We start from the raw sequence: 17902 nt of genomic DNA on the forward strand, positions 1-17902 counted from the left end.
CGTAAACATTCTATTTAATTTCCCGCTTCAAAATGGCTTTGAACTCTTCTGCATTCCGGGGAGCAGCCTGCCCGGCAGTCAAACGGCCGGGCAGGCTATGCCATAAATCAGCGAGCAGCGGCAGGTCAAGACCGAGCGCCCGCAGGTCTTCCCCGTCTGCAAGAATATCCTCCGGCGATCCGGCTGCCCGGCAGATTCCTTTATCCAGCACAATGATCCAGTCCGCCCAGCGGTAGGCCAGATTCATATCATGCGTCGCCATGACCACCGTGGTGCCCTTGGCAGAAATGCTTTCAAGTCCCGCAAGCAGCTGTCTCTCGGAGAGCGGGTCCAGATAGGAGGTCGGCTCATCCAGCAAAATCAGCTCCGGCTCCATCGCCATAACCCCTGCGAGCGCCGTGCGCTTTTTTTGGCCCAGACTGAGCTGATGAACCGGCTTATCTTGCAGAGCCAGCAGATTCAGCTGCTCCAGCACTTCCAGGCAGCGCTTCTGAATAGCGGCCTCATCCATGCCTGTCCCCCGCAGCCCGAAAGAGATATCCTCGATAGGCGTACTAAGAATCAGCTGTTGCTCGGGGTCCTGAAAGACGAGGCCCACGCGGCGGCGCAGGGCGGCCAGCTCTTTTTTGGAATAGGCCAATGGGGTGCCGCCCTGCAGCACCCTGCCTTTCTGCGGACGCAGTACGCCAACCGCATGCAGAAACAAGGTTGATTTGCCGGAGCCGTTGTGGCCGAGCACTGCTGTTTTTCGTCCTTTGGGGATGGAGACAGTCAGCTCCCGCAGCGCAGGTTCCGCCGTGTCCGGATAACTGTAGGCGACCCCCTCAAAGACCAGGCTATATTCGTTATTCATTGCAATCTCCTTACTCTTGTTCAGTCTCCACTTCTACTCCTGCCGTTGGCTGATTCCTGCATCAGGTAATCACCTGCTCCGCAAGATCCATAACTGAGCGAGCAGCAACAGGGAAATACCAACGCAGGCCTGAACCGCGAATCTGCGCGGCACCGGGCGTGACACGTAAGGCGGCAAAATAATCTCACCCATGTACCCCCGGGTTATTAGCCCCTGCGACAGCCCATAGTAGCGGTGCATCGTATTGGCAAACAGCGAGCCCGCCATTCCCGCAACTTCCCGCAGTTTGGCCACCCGTCCTCTTCTGCCGCCGCGCAGCCGCCGGGCCAGCATCATTCCATGTGCTGTATCGCTCAGCAGGAACAGAAAACGGTACATAATCAGCATGAGCTCCAGTACGATCTGCGGCATGCGCAGCCTGCGGAGTACCTGCAGCAATTCTCCGAACGGTGTTGTAAATATGATAAAAAAGCAGCAGGTCAGGCAGGCCAACACACGCGCCAGCAGCAACCCTGCCCGGTGCAGCCCCTCCGCCGTAATGTATAGCGAAAGAGTCGAAGCCGGGAGCTGCAAGGACATTACCGTCTCACCGGCAGTTGGAAGGCCAATTTCAAGCAACAGGGCCGGCAGGCTCAGACAAAAGAACAAAAGTGCCGTACCAAACAGCAGGCCGTAGGCACGCAGCGGGATTTTGGCGTACAGGACGCACCACACACTCATCCAGCCCGTAATCACAAGCTGCAAGGCCGGATGAAGCGCATAGGAAAGGATGAACATGACTGCTGCGAACAGGCTTTTCCACATCGCGGGCAGCTGCCTCAGCGCATTGCTGTAGGATAACTCATCAATTCTTCTGATCATTAAGCTTGCGCCGGTCCTGTCTGCCTTTCAGCAGGCCGATGGAATAGCCAATCACTCCGGCCCCGATCGCCGCCTGCAGCGCAAACAGCATGCTTTCCGTTTCGCCCGGCAGCTCCGTCAGCGGTTTGAACCAGGGCTCATAACCGGGATCAATCTCTGTAATTACACCCTCTGCGGCATCGTCAGCCCCGCCGAATTCCCCGTTCACCAGCAGCAGAGGCAGCACCACCAGCAAAATCACCGCCAGTAGCATCAACCCATTTTTCCACTTATTGCTCATCACAGACTTCCTCCCTTGGTTTGCCGTTTCAGCAGCGACAGCTCATTCGGACTGTAGGATTTCAGCCAGTTCCAGAGCAGCACGGTCAGCAGCCCCTCGCTGATGGCGAGCGGAATCTGCGTCACGGCAAAAATACCGCCGAACTTAATCAGAGAAGCCAGCACACCTCCGTCTGCCGCCGGAAAAGCCACTGCAAGCTGAACCGAGGTCACCACATACGTCATGAGATCGGCCACTGCCGCCGCCATAAAGACAGCCACCTTTTCACGTCCATTCACCTTCATCAGCAGCTTATAGACCGCATACCCGGCAAAAGGACCGGCCACCGCCATCGAAAATGCATTCGCTCCAAGTGTCGTTATCCCCCCGTGTGCCAGCAGCAGCGCCTGAAACAGCAGCACAACAGACCCGATTACGCTCATCGGCAGCGGCCCCAGCATTACAGCACCAAGTCCCGTTCCTGTAGGATGGGAGCTGCTTCCGGTTACGGAAGGCATTTTGAGTGCTGACAATACAAAGGTAAATGCACCCGCCAGCCCAAGCAGCAGCTTCAGCTCCGGGTTGTCCTTGGTCATTTTCTTCAGTTTAAGGACTCCAAGGGCAAAAAACGGCAGAAATGCCCCCCACCAGAATACGGCCCAGCCTACCGGCAGAAAACCCTCCATAATATGCATCGCGTTGGCCGTGCCCGGCTCATTCAGCAAAAAATAAACGGTAAATCCGGCAATGAGTGCAGCAAAACTCCAAAACTTGCGTTTGTTCATGCTTTTCCCTCCATGGATTCGTCATTTTGTGCCGCATCAAATCAAAAACTCCCGCCCCGGGGGGTGGGAGTGCTATGTACGTCATCAGATATGTAAGAGATGGTGGTCCCGCTGCAACAGCGCGAAGAATTCGCAGAATTGTAATTTGGGGTAGCTGAAGCTGGCACTTGCTCTGCACCAAATCTTCAACATCCACCGTCTCCAAAACTGCATGCCTTCATCTCTTTAACCAATTCGTACACCGCTCCTATCCGCGTAGAGTCGTGGTGCGCGCAAACAAGGTAGGTCTCCTGGCTCGGGATCATAACGCCTTCCTTCGTCTTCCCCGGCTGTTTGCCGAGTGACATGCTGAAGTTCAGCTCTTCCTTACAGTGGCGGGACCGCTCGGGATTTGCACCCGATTCCCTGTTACCCCTTGTAGTTACAAGGGCACCTTGTCTTATCGCTAATTTATCCTGTACATTATAGTGGACTTCACCGGGGGGTGTCTGTGATAAAAGTGGAGCGGCAAAGTTCTCCAGCACACCATCCGGTGGACCCTACGGGTTGTAAGAAATTCATTTAAGTAATATAATCATTAACTATATAACTTGAATCCGGAGGCGTACCCAGAAAATGAAACTTGATCTTACCGAAGATTCCCTGCCGGTGTACGAGGCGCTCTCAAGCGCTGTACGTCTGCGAATGCTGCAGCTGCTCGCTGTTCAGCCCATGAACGTAAAGGAATTGGCGGGAGCGGTCAAGCTGAGCAGTGCCATTATGACAATGCATGTGCGCAAGCTGGAAACGGCCGGACTGATCCGCACCCATATGGCCCCCGGACGAAGCGGACTGCAGAAGATTTGTTCTCTTGCCGCTGAAGGGGTGGAGATTATCTTCCCACTCCAGGCCAAAGCAGAGCGCAAGGGTCACCGGAAAGAAATACCGGTCGGACATTATTCCGACTTTGAGATAGAGCCCACCTGCGGGCTGGCCACTACCGAGCATATCATCGGCAGCTTCGACGATCCGCGTTATTTCTGGGATATGGAGCGGATGAATGCCGGAATTCTCTGGTTTGGCAAAGGGTATGTCGAATACAAAATACCCAACTTCCTGTTATCCAGCCAACAGCCGGAGGAGCTCATCATTACGATGGAGATAGCCTCCGAAGCACCGTCAACCAATAATAACTGGCCTTCGGATATTGCATTCACGCTGAATGGCCAGAAGCTAGGGTATTGGACTAGCCCAGGCGATTACGGAGACAGCCCGGGGAAATATACCCCTGCCTGGTGGCCCGCGTACACCAATCAATACGGCCTGCTCAAGCAGCTGCGCATTACTCCAAAAGGAACCTATATGGACGGCTTAAAACTCTCCGACATTACGCTGGAACAGGTAGCAATCCGCAACAAGCAGTGGACCTTCAGGCTCTCGGTGGAAGAGGATGCCGAACATATCGGCGGGCTCACCTTATTCGGCAAAGGCTTCGGCAATTACAACGAGGATTTGGTCGTAGAGCTGTTCTATACCGATGGATTCAATAGTGCTGACGCGGATAAAACGGATACAGCAGCAAGGACTGACAATGGGAATGGAACAGTTTCCTAATCAAGCGAAGCCTTCACTGTAAAGTCCGCACATATATTCTTCTCTTCTCACATAAACGCCCCCATCCCTCGCGGTATTGCATCCACGAGTGATGAGGGCGTTTAAAATTTCAGTATGCCTAGGAATCCATGGGCTTCTTTCCGGTATCACAGCCAATGGACGCTTCCTCTGTGATAAAGGTTCTCTAACGGCTTGGCGGAACGCTACTCCGTGACCGGACTCCACAAACCGCCGCCCGGCAACGGACAGCCACGCTCCTTCAACTTGGCCACGACCGGAATGATACAACCGCAGGCCGTGCATGTTACGCCATCCTGGAGCTTCGGGCAGGCTGAGCAAAGGGCAACCCGCTGCCTGTATACTTCATCTGGAGCAGTGTTGTCCGGGGTGAACATTGATGAAGCCAGAATCCGGGCAATCTGGGCATCCGTCACCTTGTACTCTTCCCGGCAGCCCTTGCAGGTCGATAAAGTACTCATATCGTATGCTCCTTAAGCCTTCGGGGTAATTTCCAGCACGGTCACCGACATCGGAGGCAGCTCAACGTTTAGCTTGTCGCCTTCCAGCTTAAAGCCGGTAAACGGCTGTGGCGTCACTGCCTCCGGCTGGCTAAATGTATTGTGGGCATCAATTGCTGTTCCGGCCAGCGTCGTTCCTGTAATTTCAACCTCTTCCCCGGCAAGCCCGCGCAGCTCCAGCGGAAGCGATGCTGCTGCAGCATGATTCAGGTTGCACAGGCTGACATGAATTACACCCTCCGCCGTAATGGAAGCTGAGGCCGAGACTTCCGGAATCTCGCGGCCTTCAAAGCTATAGGTGCCACTCTCCAGCGAAAGATCAAGCAGCTCCGCATCCTGATGCACCTTGTACATGTTGAATACGTGGTACGTAGGAGTCAGCAGCATTTTCTCGCCTTCCGTAAGAATTACAGCCTGCAGCACGTTGATCGTCTGGGCAATATTCGCCATACGAACGCGGCCGCTGTGCTTATGGAAAATGTCGAGGGTCACACCGGCAACCAGCGCATCACGGATGGTGTTCTGCTGATAGAGGAAGCCGGGATTGGTTCCAGGCTCAACATCATACCAGGTTCCCCATTCATCGACAATGAGGCCCACACGTTTCTCCGGATCATATTTGTCCATAATCACGCTATGACGGGTTACCAGCTCATCCATGCGTAGTGCCTTCTCCAGCGTAGAGAACCATTCGCCGGTTTCAAATCCGGTAGCTGCCCCCTTCTGTTCCCAGGCAGGACCCGGAATGGTGTAATAATGAAGTGTGATGGAATCCATATAGCGGGTGGCTTCACGCATCAGTACCTCCATCCAGTGATAATCATCGACGTTCGGACCGCAGGCAATGCGATGGATCTTATTGTCTCCATAATTGCGCACATAGGTCTGATACCGGCGGTACAGATCGGCATAATATTCAGGACGCATATTTCCGCCGCAGCCCCAGTTCTCATTGCCCACGCCAAAATATTTTACTGCCCACGGCTCCTGCCGGCCGTTCTCCTGACGCAGCTCCGCCATTGGCGAAACCCCGTTGAACGTCAAATACTCCACCCACTCCGACATTTCCTGGACCGTGCCACTGCCGACGTTGCCGTTGATATAAGGCTCACAATCCAGCATGGCGCATAACTCCATAAATTCATGGGTGCCAAAATGGTTGTTCTCCACCGTGCCGCCCCAATGCGTGTTGATCATCCGTTTGCGGCCTTCGCGCGGACCGATGCCGTCTTTCCAGTGATATTCATCGGCGAAGCAGCCGCCCGGCCAGCGGAGTACCGGAATCTTGATTTCTTTAAGCGCTTCCACAACATCGTTACGGATGCCGTTCGTGTTCGGGATCGGCGAATCCTCGCCTACCCAGATACCTTCATAAATACAACGTCCCAAATGCTCGGAGAAATGTCCATAAATATTCCGGTTGATTGTTCCCTTGCGGATATCCGCATTTAATACTGCACGCTGAGCCATTTTAATAATCCACCTCTCAATAATTAATATATATATTAACTACTTAATGATTATATTAATATTATAAACACTGCTAAACCCCTTCGTCAATCTTTATATATGGCATGCTCCACCCCTTCGCAAAAAAAGCACTCTGGAACCTATATAGATTCAAGAGTGCTTTTTTTGCAAAAAAATATTCAACCTGTATCAGCGGCTGGCGAAGGTCAGCCCAGATCGCCAAGCTCGATCTGCACAATACCCCGCTCATCCTGCACACTGCCGATCAGATGCATCAGGCTGCCGAATTCCAGCTCTTGGAACTTGCGGGCTGCCGTCTCGCGCTGCAGCCCCCACAGGCATTCAGCCAGCGTGCAGACTACCGGAACATCACAGCGGATTTCTGCCAGCTCACGGGACAGGTGAAGCATATCAAGATCGGCCTCAATTTTGGCACGCACGCCTTTGGGAAGCAAGTGAAGATTTTCGATTACCCCTTCCACCGTACCGTATTCGGTCAGCAGCTTCAGCGCCGTTTTCTCGCCAATGCCTTTTACACCGGGGTAGTTATCGCTGGTATCGCCCATGAAGCCCTTCAGATCGATCACTTGGGCAGGGGTGAGGCCCTTTTCCTCCAGCAATTCCGCCGGATCGTAAACTTTATAGTTCGAGCGGCCTTTTTTCATAATGACGACTTTGACGGTATCGTTGACCAGTTGCAGCATATCGTGATCGCCGGTGAGAATGTACACCTCGGATTCCCCGCTGTAGCATGAAGCAAGCGTGCCGATACAGTCATCCGCTTCATAGCCCACCAGTCCAATATTCGGTACGCCTAGTTCAGCCACGACTTCCTTGACCAGATCAAACTGTGGAATCAGCTCCAGCGGCGCATCTATCCGGTTCGATTTGTAACCGTCATACTTCTCTGTGCGGAAAGTCCCTTTGCCCATATCCCAGCAGCAGACCACATGGGAAGGCTCAAATGTGCTGACCGCATCGAAAAAATACTGCAAAAATCCGTACACCGCATTGGTCGGCAGTCCGGCCTTCGTCTTGCGGATATATCCTCCATAAGAGGTCGCATAAAAGGCCCGGAACAGCAGAGCCATTCCATCGACGATCATTACCCGGCCTGTTGTTACTGAACTCATGTGTAACCTCTCCTTATATTCCATCTTATTAGGCGTTGCTCCAGGCTTCGCCGTATTGCTCTTCTTTATAGCCTACAGTGACTTTCTTGCCGTCAGTGACTACCGGGCGTTTGATCAGCATCCCGTTGCTGGACAGCAGTTCAAGCTGCTCTTCTTCACTAAGGCTGGACAGCTTGTCCTTCAAGCCCAGTGCTTTGTACACCTCACCGCTCGTATTAAAAAACTTCTTCAACGGAAGCCCGCTGTTCGCGACCAGCAAACGCAGCTCTGCCACAGTGGGCGGCTGCTCGGCGATATGCTGAAGCTCCAGCTCATGCCCCTGCTCCTTCAGCCATTTGACAGCGCTGCGGCAGGTTCCGCATTTTGGATATTGATATACTTTCAGTTGACTCATAGCAGCTCCTTTGGCAGTTCCCTTTTAAAATTTATAGTGAATTCAATTGCAGCCCAACTGCAGCTAAGGAGATGACCCGTGGGGCTGTCATGTATCATTCACAGATAGAATTGTAATTCCGGCCTATCTTTTCGTTTTACAGTGCATTAGATCAGTAATACGGGCGTTACTAGAGGGAAATATGCCCGCTAGTTCCAGCCGAACCATCAATTATAAAAGGATAGCGGGAATTACTCCCTCTATAATTGTAGAAATCACGCTATAACACACTATCGATAAAATTACAGGTAGTAAATCCCGCTATTCACTCCGCTACTTCCAAAAGCGATAATTACAGGGACCTTTTCCCATTAATCACGAGGTCCAGGTGTTGCGGCGGCATATGCTTGTGCAGGTGCAGTGCAGGTGCAGTACCGCTACTCCCCAGCCGTCTCCTTTTCCAGCTTCTGCTCAAGCAGCGCCATATCCGGCGGCAGCGGCGCTTCGAAGACCAGCTCCGCAAGCCCGACCGGGTGCTTGAACGACAACCGCACCGCATGCAGCGCCTGCCGCGGAATTGAGGCATCCAGCTCCGCAATGCCCGCAAGCCATGCCGCTTCCTCCGAAGTCAGCTCCTCCTTGCCATACAGCAGGTGGCGGTACATGCCGTCACCGATCAGCGGGCAGCCGATGGAGCTCATATGCACCCGGATCTGATGGGTGCGGCCGCTTTCCAGCTTCAGCTCCACCCTCGCCGCACGGCCCGGGTAGGCTGCCTTGACCTCATACCGGGTCAGGGAAGGATAGCCGTCCGGCGTCACGATGCGCCGGTGCGGTTCTGCCGGGTCACGGTCAATGGGACCGTCGATATCACCGCGCAGCACCGCAGGAATTCCGTGAACAAAGGCCGCATATCGTTTGTCCACGGTTCCGGCAATCATCTGCTCGGAAATATGCTGGTGACTATAAGGATTTTTCGCGATTACCAGTACGCCCGACGTCTCCTGGTCCAGCCGGTGAACCGGGCGGAAACGGTACTGTTCTCCCTTTTGCGCCCAATAATGGACGACTCCATTTGCCAGTGTGTCCGTATAATGGCCATGGGTCGGATGGACAATGATTCCGGCTGCCTTGTTCACGACCAGCAGATGCCCGTCCTCATACAGGATATCAAACGGAATATCCTGCGGCAAAATATCCTCCGACGTTTCCTGCTCCATCCGGATGTCCACGGTGTCTCCGGCGCTGACCCGGACGCTGATATAGACTCGCTCGCCGTTCAGCATAATCCCCTGCTCTGTCATCTTCAGGCGGGAGAGCAGCTTGCGGGACACATCCATCCGCTTCTGCAGGATGGTCTTCAGCAGCCAGCCGTCCTCGGACGGCGGCACAATATAGGAGATCGGTGAATAATAGCTTGTCATATTATTTGCGGAACACCTTTTTGCTGCGCACATACTCTACATCAGCAATCTCCAGCCGTGTATTCGCTGTGCGGGCCAACGCAAAGAAATAGTCCGAAAGACGGTTCAAATAAATCACAGCTTCCGGATTAATATCTGCGCTGCGGCCCAGCGTAACCGCCCGCCGCTCTGCACGGCGGCAGACGGTGCGGCAGACATGCAGCACTGAGGACAGCTGGCTGCCGCCTGGCAGAATGAAGCGCTCCAGCACCGGATTCTCCGCCTGCAATTCGTCGATCCAGCCCTCCAGGCGAACCGCCATCTCGCTCTTGACCTTATATTTGCTCTCGCTGATTTTCACAAAAGCCAGATCCGAACCGCAATCGAACAGCTCATGCTGGATCTCCAGCAGTTGTTCCCGGACATCGGCGAACCTCTCGTCCTCCATCAGACTGCGGGCCTGACCCACAAAGCAGTTCAGCTCATCAATCGTTCCGTAAGCCTCGACGCGGACATCATCCTTGCCTACCCGTCCGCCGATGACCGATGTTTCTCCCTTATCCCCCGTACGCGTATAAATCGCCATCTCTTTTCTGCCCCCTTCACTCTCAACATCACATATTCATAGTTTAATCGGTAGGATGTAAGGTTGGCAAATGAAGATCAGTATTTCTGCCATGTTAATAACTGCCTGAGTCCGGGCAATCCATGGCAAGTTCAGTCAAATTACGGTTTTCGCGTTTTTGTATAACCTCTTCAATCACACCTGCGCCTTCTGTTCCTGCAGGAAGCTGATAACCTCCCTGTTGATGATCTCCGGCTGCTCATGATTAACCCCATGCCCTGCATCCTCGATCACTTTATAGCGGAAATCCCCATCCTTCAAAATCTCCAGGAAATCCTTCTTGTGGCCCAGCTTGTAATCCCCCACCAGAAAGTAAAGCTTGTCTCTGATCGCAACCGCCTTCTCTTTATCATAAGGCTGAAGCTGATGAACAAACATGGCCTGCTGATTATGGTTCTTCATTAACAGCACCAGATGCTCGGCCACTTCAGGATGCTTGTCAAAAAGTCCGGAGTTTGGCGAGCTTAGCTTTCGGGTGACCTTAAGCAGGTTATTGCGGGTCGGAACAAGAATTTCCGGGAACATCATCATCAGCGTCTGGATCATCGCCTTCATCGGAGCAGTAATCATCCCGCCTTCCATGCACACCACCCCGAATACTCTTTCAGGCAGGCAGGTCGCATAATTAAAAGCCATGTAGGCACCATTCGATACACCCGCCAGATGGAATTCCCCGATCCCCAGCCCATCCGCTACGGCAGTAATCCAATCCACCTGTGAGAACATCCGCTTGCTGAAATTGGCGTTAGGAATACTTTTGCCGGGTCCGCCTATCGTATCTACCGCGATGCAATAGAAATGCCGGGATAATTCCTGCATATTGAGCATCCACATCACTGCAGAATTATCACCCACCCCGTGAAGCAGCAGTAAGGGCGGATTGCCTTCATTTCCTGCCGTTATACAATGCGTTGATCCGTATTCCGTTTCAATATCCAGCTCGCGGAATTCCGTCGCCCAGCGGCCCAGCAGCTCATTATAGGAATGCAGCACCCTCTCCTTGCCTGCTTCACGTTTAAATACCTTGACCATGCCTGTTCTCTCCCTTAGGTTCAATGTCCGCTTCTGTTAGCTTCTCTTCAAAAAGCGCAGCACCAGCTCTGTAGTAGGAAAAGACGTCTGCTCCGTGGCCTGAGCTCTTGCGATTCCCAGCCCCTGGATGAATGAAAAATAAGCAATCGCCAGCTCCAGCGGATCGCCTTCCACAATCTCCAGGTCCTGCTGGCCTTCCATAATAAGCGGAATCAGATGCTCAAAAGGCTCTCTTATCTTGTCCCTCGAGATCCGCTTCGCTTCTTCCGGGATAGCTTCGGAGGTTGCTGTCTGCAAAAGAATCAGCCGCCAATGCTGCATCGCAAGACTGCCCGGGGACAGAAACGCCTCGGTCAGCCAACTGATTCTCTCCATAGCCGTCCCTTCCAGCTCCGCTGCATATAGCACGGATCGTCCTGCCCCTTCCGACGCCAGTTCGACAATCTTGGTGAAGATCTCCTCCTTCGATTTGAAATACATATATACATACCCCTGGCTGAATCCTGCACTGGCCGCAATATCCTTGATTTTGGTCCCGGCAAATCCTTTCCTCGAAAAAACCTCGAGCGCGTGAGTTATAATTTGGCGCGTTGCCTGATCTGGAGCGAGTTGCTCAAAGCCGTCGATAAATCTCTGCTCCAGCATTTTGCTTTGAATGCTCATAGACACCTCCATGAAATGAATGATCGTTCATTCATAACCCATTATAAGGAATTTACTAGTAATAGGATACATCTATTTTCGGCACACAAAAAGAGGGCCCTAAGGCCCCCCATCTCCAAATGGATGTATGTGCAGTCAATCCCTGCGCATACGTCCTCTCATATATTCATTAATCTTCAGGTCCAGCAAACTGCTGATTTCAATCACAATATCCGAGGTGAACGATTTTTCCTGCATAAATAGCTGCTCCATTCTGCTGCGAAGTGCCTGAATTTCATCTTCCAGAGAGAGTTTGCGAGTTGAAGCATCCGCCTTGCAGGACCGTTTTCCGTTTCCCGGATAACATTCCCCGCTATAGGAAGGCAAGTAACAATCGGCACAGAGCACAATCATCCCTCCTAAACTTCATCTCACTGCCTTATTCAGTCCGTTCACGTTCCAGCTGTAAGACGAATTCACCTATCCGCTCTATCGCCTCGTTCAGCTGGGATACCGATGTGGCATAGGAACAACGCAGATAACCTTCACCGCCTAAGCCGAATACACTGCCAGGAACAGCAGCTACCTTGTACTCCAGCAAGAGACGTTGGGCAAATTGATCCGAGGTCAGTCCGGTGCGGCGTATGCTTGGAAAAGCGTAGAACGCGCCTTGCGGCTCATGGCAGTCCAATCCCGCATCGCGCAGGCCTTTGACGATCAGGCGCCGCCGCTGGTTGTAGGAATCCGTCATCCGGTCTTTCTCTTCCATACCGTTGGTCAAAGCCTCCAGCGCAGCTACCTGCCCCATGGAAGGGGCGCACATTACGGTATACTGATGAATCTTCAGCATGGCCGAGATCAAATCGGGGTGGCCGCAGGCATAACCCATCCGCCATCCGGTCATCGCAAACGCTTTGGAGAAGCCGCTGACCAGAATGGTCCGGTCGATCATCCCCGGCAGTGATGGGAAGCTCACATGATTGCTTCCATAGGTCAATTCGGCATAAATTTCATCTGAAATCACAATGAGATCATGTTTCTCGACGACTTTGGCAATCGGTTCCCAGTCTTCCCGGCTCATGATCGCCCCCGTCGGATTGCTCGGGTAACAGAGGATCAATATTTTCGAGCGCGGTGTAATTTTGGCTTCAAGCGCCTCTGCCGTAAGTTTGAAGTTATTTTCTCCAAAGGTCTCGATCCCGACCGGAATGCCGCCTCCAATTGCAGTGATCGGCGAATACGAAATATAGCAGGGTTCAGGAATAAGAATTTCATCTCCCGGTGCGATCAATGCGCGGAGTGCCAAATCAATGGCTTCACTTCCGCCTACCGTGGCGATAATCTGATTAGCGGGATTATACTCAACAGCGAAACGAGATTGAAGATAATTGGCAATGCCTTCGCGCAGCTCCGGCATCCCTGCATTGGAGGTATATCCGGTAAAACCTCTCTCAAGCGAATAGACACAGGCTTCGCGGACATGCCATGGGGTCTTGAAGTCCGGCTCCCCGACCCCGAGGGAAATGATATCCTTGCTGCCTGCCGCCATGTCAAAAAACTTGCGGATGCCTGAGGGCTGGATTTGCTGAACCAGCGGTGCCAAATATGAATTCATTGATTTACCTGTATCTCCGGTTGGTTTGGATTCATTGGTGATCATATCATTACTTCCTTTACGGAGATATCATCAGACGCTTGTCCTCTTCATGCTCTTCAAAGATGATACCGTCCTGTTTGTATTTTTTGAGAGTAAAGTTGGTTTTAGTAGAGAGCACCGAATCAATCGGAGACAGCTTCTCGGAGACAAAATTGGCGACTTCGCGCAGGTTGCGTCCTTCCACTTCCACTAATAGATCGTAGGCGCCGGACATCAAATAGACCGATTTGACCTGCGGGTACAGATAGATCCGTTCGGCAATGCCTTCAAATCCGCGGCCCCGTTCAGGCGTGATCTGCACCTCGATCAGTGCGGTCACCCGTTCGTCATCCACTTTATCCCAATTCACGACAGTAGCATATTTTACAATGACATGATCTTTCTCCATTTGCTCAATAACCGTCTTAACATCATCTTCTTCCGCTCCGAGCAACGTCGCCATCAGCGCCGTAGAGCTTCGGGCGTCCTCCTTGAGCAGTTCCAGCACTTTCCGCTTCAATTCATTCATTTCCTTCATGCCTTCCCTCCGGATAGTTCGCACCGGCAACTGCGTAAAGATCACGCTTCGTCCTGCGAAAAGAGTTTAATACTAATATGACACGAAAATGACAGTTCTGCAAACAAAATAACCCGCGGGAAAGACGGGGCAGTACTCGAAATAAAGGCCGCCAACAGAAAAAACCGTCCACCCCTCCGGAGGAAATCCGGCGGATAGCGGACGGCTTTAGCTGCAGAGGTTTTTACGCACGAACAGGTCTGGCCCTTCGTTGCTTCACCCCCCGGCAGGAAGGTTACATATAGTAGGAGCTCTGTACGTTCGGCTGGTGCTGGGGAACATTTCCATAATGTACGTTTGCTCCGGCTGCACCTGTTTTTTGCTGCACGAACTGCTGGCATTTCTGCTGGGTCTGGTGAGCGGTCTGAATCTGCTTGTCAATATCTTGGCGCAGTGCCTTGCCTGGCGTAGTGTACATGTTCATTTGGGACATCTTAGTGTACAGTTCCCCCTGCAGGCGTAAAGTATCCAAGGTCAGGTCGTTGAACGCCCGGCGTACCGTCGGACAATTCGACTCCGTAGCAGCGGTCGTATATTCGCGTACCGTCCGTTTCAAATCTGCAAGCACTGTGTTGAGTAAATCCTCATCTGACATAAATGCCGCTCCGTTTTGTGCGTACACAATATTACCCCCTCAATAGTTTAGTGTTGAAATTGCTTTCCATACCAACACCCGGCCGCTTTATTGCGGCTGTGTCGGTGCGTATTGCTGATGCTGCTCCAACAGCTGTACAAGTGTATTCATATGACCAGTATGGCTTTGGATTTGTTGAACGCAGATTTGGTGCACCGTGGCGTTCTGAGTCGTTCCGGCGGTTGCAGCCAGCTGCTTGATCAACAGATCCTCATTAGAGATGGAGTCAGCGATGTATTCCACTTCTTTACCGCTAAGCGCCTGCATTTGGTTCGATTGCATAGTGTGTATTTCCCTCCTTCTAAATGGTTCAAGCAGTCGTTATTATGCCGCGTACCCAGGCACATTATGTGTGCATGGATGTTATGCGTGCTCCCGGATGAATGCCGGTTAAACCCGTGCATAAGAGCGGGTAAAGCCGGCGAAACTACCCTATCGGTATCTCATAAAGGAGAGATCAACAAATGAAACTAAACAGCGGGCAGCTGCCTTGGGGCAGCTCTTTTCCAAATCCTCCATCATATCCTGCGCTTGAAGGGGATATTACATGCGATTGCCTGATTGTTGGCGGAGGCATGGGCGGAGCCATGTCCTCCTACCGCTTATCTTTAAGCGGAGCAGATATAGTTCTCATTGATAAAAGAGCAATTGGAGGCGGAAGCTCCCATGCCAATACCGGCCTGCTGCAGATAGCCAATGACAAATCGCTGACTGCGTGCATGAATACGTTTGGGGAAGCAAACGGTGTGCTGTTCTATAAGCTATGCCAGCAGGCTACACAGAGAATTCTGGAGCTGTCTGACAATTTAAACATTGATCCGCACATTATTCCCCGCAGCAGCCTGCTGTATGCAAGCACACCGGAGGATGTACCAGCTCTGGAGCTGGAGCATGAGAATCTGGTATCGCACGGCTTTGATTCGGAATTCTGGGAGCAGGACAAGGTCAGCTCACATTACGCCTTCTCCAAACCAGCCGCGCTGTATTCCAAGGGCGATGCGGAGACTAATCCTTTCCGTACTGTTCACAGCCTGATTGACAAGGCCCGTGACAACGGAGTCCGCGTCTATGAGCATACCCGGGCAAGGCATTATGAATACAGCACCGAGGGTGTAACCTGCATTACCGGGAACGGACGGATCTTCGCCAAGAAGGTGATTTTTGCCTTGGGCTACGAAACCCAGGAGATGAAAAAAGACCGTGGCGCTAAGCTCATTAATACCTACGCCATTATGACAAAACCGCTTAAACATTTGCCTAAGTGGTATGAGCGGAGCCTGATCTGGGAAACTGCCCGCCCGTACCTCTATTTCCGTACTACGCCGGATAACCGCATTATTGCGGGAGGCAAAGATGAGCCGTTGACCGATCCGGAGCGCCGGGATATCCGCGTGCTCTCCCAGGGCCAGCGGCTGCTTGAAGAGCTGGAAGCCCTTTTCCCGGAAATCCGGGGGATTGAAACAGAATATTCATGGGGAGGCGTCTTCGGCTCTACCCGGGACGGACTGCCCTATATAGGCCCTCATCCAGAATTTCCGCATTGCTATTTCATTGAAGGCTATGGCGGAAACGGCACGGTCTACAGCATGATCGCTGCCGAGCTTATGGCCGACACCCTTGCCGGCAATTACCGGCAGGAACTTGAGCTGTTCTCGCTGACCCGGACAACGAAGCCGTCTCCTTCTCCCGCCGTACAGGCATAAAAGCAGCAAAAAGCTTGGACTCTGTTGAGCCCAAGCTTTTGTTTTGCCTAGTAGAAGAGGTATTGATTACTTATTGTGCTTTTACAAATTCAGCAGATTTAATACCTGCTTGACGGCCGAAAATAATGATTTCCGCTACAGAGTTGCCGCCAATCCGGTTTTGTCCGTGCAGTCCGCCCACAACTTCCCCAGCCGCAAATAGTCCTGTAATAGGTTTGCCGTCTTTATTCAGCACTTCTGTGTTCGTGTTAATTTTTACGCCGCCCATCGTGTAATGAATCCCGGGGCCGATTTTAATTGCATAGTATGGCGAACCGGACAAGTCATTGTCCATTCCTGTAGTTCTGCCAAATTCAGCATCCTTTTTATTCTTCACTGAGCTGTTCCAGGTATCCAGTGTCTTTTGCAGCTGATCTGCCGGGACATTCATTTCTTTGGCCAATGCCTCGATAGAATCTCCTTGGATCACAAAGCCCATCTTTTCGTACTGTTCAATCGCTTTAACACGGGTCTTTACGCCGGAATCAAATACAAGGAAAGCTGATTTCTCAGGAAGTGTATTGATTGCAGCTGTGACTTTGTCCCGGGTGTCCAGTTCATTGGTGAACCGTCTGCCTTCACTTGAGACAAGCAGAGCGCCTTCACCGCGGACAGCTTCCCCAATGAGATAGGATTTCTCCTGCTGCACCGTCGGGTGAACCTGAATTTGATCCATATCGACTGTAGTGCCGCCGAGCTTCTCAATCATCTGGATGCCGTCACCGGTGCTGCCGATCTGGTTTGTAGTCACATATCCTTCCAAGTCAGGTCTCACTTTAGAAATCATATCCATATTTGCGCCGAAACCGCCGGTCGTCACAATTACAGCAGCTGCTGTAATTGTTTTTTCATCCTTTTGGTTAAAGAGGACTTTAACGCCGTTTGCCTTGCCGTCTTTTTCAGTTATCTCCTTGACATCCGCGTTCACAAAAAGCGGGATGCCTTTTTCTTGTACGTTTTTCACCAAACCTTTGACAAGGTATTGTCCAACCGCTGAACCATCTTCAGGACGGTGTGTACGTTTTTCCTTCATCCCGCCAGTAATCGTGATGTTGTTCAAGCGAATTCCGATGGAATCCAACCAATCAATAGCGCTTGCTGAATTGTCAACGAAGAAACGGAGCATTTCTTTATCGTTGGTATCATGACCGCCTTTTAATGTCTCTTCATAAAATAAATCATTGCTGTCTTCAATGCCCTGCTCTTTTTGGAATTTCGTTTGCGAAGCGTTCATTCCGGAAGATGACTTTGTTGTATTCCCGCCGGCAACCGGCATTTTTTCCAAAATAACCGGATTCATGCCCTTTTCTTTTGCCTCAAGTGCAGCAGACATTCCAGCCCCGCCTGCACCGACAATGATAATATCATATTTATCTTTTAATTGATCGAACGGTGTATAGCTTGCTTCGGATGCCCCCGAAACGGCTTCAGTTTCTTTTGGCGCGTTTGTCGCGCTGTTCTTGCTCTTGTTCTCATTTGCTTTGCTGCTGGTATTGTTGTTGCTGTTTCCGTTACCGCATCCAGCGATAACAAGCATGACGGAGAGAATGAGAAGAAGAGCAGCTGCTGTTTTCTTTTTCATGTGTAATCTTTGCCCCCTTGTGCATATTTTCACAATAATCATAGCGGCAAAGATGCTGTTCTTGGAAGCTTACGTAATTAAAAAAAACATTTAGTAACTAAAGTAACCGGATTTTGCTGCTGGGGCAGCGGAACGCTTACGGAAGATGGAATATGCAGTCCTTCGCACATGCAAAAAACGCTCG

At 51.8% G+C, this 17902-nt stretch carries 20 protein-coding genes and 1 riboswitch; of the genes, 2 read left to right on the plus strand and 18 right to left on the minus strand.

Annotated features, from left to right (window positions below; all coding sequences use genetic code 11):
• Nucleotides 1-10 precede the first annotated feature (10 nt).
• From AC3WT9_RS15775 to AC3WT9_RS15790, 4 genes are all read right to left on the minus strand, one after another.
• Nucleotides 11-853, minus strand: a complete 843-nt coding sequence (locus tag AC3WT9_RS15775; protein ID WP_341091218.1) for an energy-coupling factor ABC transporter ATP-binding protein — start codon at nt 851-853, stop codon at nt 11-13.
• Nucleotides 854-922: 69 nt separating this feature from the next.
• Complete coding sequence (gene cbiQ / locus AC3WT9_RS15780; protein WP_492407731.1) at nt 923-1714, minus strand: cobalt ECF transporter T component CbiQ; 792 nt, start codon at nt 1712-1714, stop codon at nt 923-925.
• Entirely contained in the window at nt 1698-1994 is a 297-nt protein-coding gene (locus tag AC3WT9_RS15785) for an energy-coupling factor ABC transporter substrate-binding protein (RefSeq protein WP_038588318.1), read from the minus strand. The genes cbiQ and AC3WT9_RS15785 overlap by 17 nt, the downstream gene beginning before the upstream one ends.
• Complete coding sequence (locus tag AC3WT9_RS15790; protein ID WP_492407732.1) at nt 1994-2758, minus strand: energy-coupling factor ABC transporter permease; 765 nt, start codon at nt 2756-2758, stop codon at nt 1994-1996. The genes AC3WT9_RS15785 and AC3WT9_RS15790 overlap by 1 nt, the downstream gene beginning before the upstream one ends.
• 263 nt (nt 2759-3021) lie before the next feature.
• A riboswitch (cobalamin riboswitch) is annotated at nt 3022-3210 on the minus strand.
• 163 nt (nt 3211-3373) lie between these two features.
• Here AC3WT9_RS15790 and AC3WT9_RS15795 point away from each other — a divergent pair.
• Nucleotides 3374-4351, plus strand: coding sequence for an ArsR/SmtB family transcription factor (locus AC3WT9_RS15795; RefSeq protein WP_341091214.1), 978 nt, complete (start codon nt 3374-3376; stop codon nt 4349-4351).
• A 203-nt stretch (nt 4352-4554) separates the two neighbouring features.
• Here the strand turns inward: AC3WT9_RS15795 and AC3WT9_RS15800 are convergent, their stop codons facing one another.
• From AC3WT9_RS15800 to AC3WT9_RS15860, 13 genes are all read right to left on the minus strand, one after another.
• On the minus strand, nt 4555-4830 hold the full coding sequence (locus AC3WT9_RS15800; protein ID WP_341091212.1) for a DUF6171 family protein: 276 nt from the start codon (nt 4828-4830) through the stop codon (nt 4555-4557).
• Nucleotides 4831-4842: 12 nt separating this feature from the next.
• A complete protein-coding gene (locus tag AC3WT9_RS15805; protein WP_341091211.1) occupies nt 4843-6339 on the minus strand; it encodes an alpha-N-arabinofuranosidase in 1497 nt (498 codons plus the stop codon).
• 206 nt (nt 6340-6545) lie between these two features.
• Nucleotides 6546-7472 carry a 5'-3' exonuclease gene (locus AC3WT9_RS15810; RefSeq protein ID WP_341377815.1) on the minus strand — a complete coding sequence of 309 codons (927 nt, stop codon included), beginning with the start codon at nt 7470-7472 and terminating at the stop codon, nt 6546-6548.
• A gap of 28 nt (nt 7473-7500) precedes the next feature.
• The gene (locus AC3WT9_RS15815) at nt 7501-7866 is read right to left on the minus strand and encodes a Spx/MgsR family RNA polymerase-binding regulatory protein (protein WP_341091207.1); all 366 of its coding nucleotides are present in this window, start codon (nt 7864-7866) and stop codon (nt 7501-7503) included.
• A gap of 416 nt (nt 7867-8282) precedes the next feature.
• Nucleotides 8283-9269, minus strand: a complete 987-nt coding sequence (locus AC3WT9_RS15820) for an RluA family pseudouridine synthase (protein ID WP_341091205.1) — start codon at nt 9267-9269, stop codon at nt 8283-8285.
• A gap of 1 nt (nt 9270) precedes the next feature.
• Nucleotides 9271-9834, minus strand: a complete 564-nt coding sequence (locus tag AC3WT9_RS15825; RefSeq protein ID WP_038588302.1) for a cob(I)yrinic acid a,c-diamide adenosyltransferase — start codon at nt 9832-9834, stop codon at nt 9271-9273.
• 174 nt (nt 9835-10008) lie between these two features.
• Entirely contained in the window at nt 10009-10905 is an 897-nt protein-coding gene (locus AC3WT9_RS15830; protein WP_341091203.1) for an alpha/beta fold hydrolase, read from the minus strand.
• 36 nt (nt 10906-10941) lie between these two features.
• Complete coding sequence (locus AC3WT9_RS15835; RefSeq protein ID WP_341091201.1) at nt 10942-11568, minus strand: TetR/AcrR family transcriptional regulator; 627 nt, start codon at nt 11566-11568, stop codon at nt 10942-10944.
• Between the two features lie 135 nt (nt 11569-11703).
• Complete coding sequence (locus AC3WT9_RS15840; protein ID WP_341091199.1) at nt 11704-11955, minus strand: aspartyl-phosphate phosphatase Spo0E family protein; 252 nt, start codon at nt 11953-11955, stop codon at nt 11704-11706.
• Between the two features lie 31 nt (nt 11956-11986).
• Nucleotides 11987-13207: an aminotransferase class I/II-fold pyridoxal phosphate-dependent enzyme gene (locus tag AC3WT9_RS15845; protein ID WP_341091198.1), complete on the minus strand. Its 1221-nt coding sequence runs from the start codon at nt 13205-13207 to the stop codon at nt 11987-11989.
• Nucleotides 13208-13220: 13 nt separating this feature from the next.
• Nucleotides 13221-13721 carry an Lrp/AsnC family transcriptional regulator gene (locus tag AC3WT9_RS15850; RefSeq protein WP_038588292.1) on the minus strand — a complete coding sequence of 167 codons (501 nt, stop codon included), beginning with the start codon at nt 13719-13721 and terminating at the stop codon, nt 13221-13223.
• Between the two features lie 274 nt (nt 13722-13995).
• Nucleotides 13996-14382: a spore coat protein gene (locus tag AC3WT9_RS15855; protein ID WP_492407733.1), complete on the minus strand. Its 387-nt coding sequence runs from the start codon at nt 14380-14382 to the stop codon at nt 13996-13998.
• A gap of 60 nt (nt 14383-14442) precedes the next feature.
• Complete coding sequence (locus AC3WT9_RS15860; protein ID WP_076111483.1) at nt 14443-14676, minus strand: hypothetical protein; 234 nt, start codon at nt 14674-14676, stop codon at nt 14443-14445.
• Between the two features lie 182 nt (nt 14677-14858).
• On the opposite strand from AC3WT9_RS15860, the gene AC3WT9_RS15865 reads away from it, so the two are divergent.
• A complete protein-coding gene (locus AC3WT9_RS15865) occupies nt 14859-16097 on the plus strand; it encodes an NAD(P)/FAD-dependent oxidoreductase (RefSeq protein WP_341091196.1) in 1239 nt (412 codons plus the stop codon).
• A 70-nt stretch (nt 16098-16167) separates the two neighbouring features.
• On the opposite strand, the gene AC3WT9_RS15870 is transcribed toward AC3WT9_RS15865, so the two are convergent.
• Nucleotides 16168-17718, minus strand: coding sequence for a flavocytochrome c (locus AC3WT9_RS15870; RefSeq protein WP_341091195.1), 1551 nt, complete (start codon nt 17716-17718; stop codon nt 16168-16170).
• Nucleotides 17719-17902 lie beyond the last annotated feature (184 nt).

The organism is Paenibacillus sp. EB106-06-01-XG199 (genome assembly GCF_058791575.1).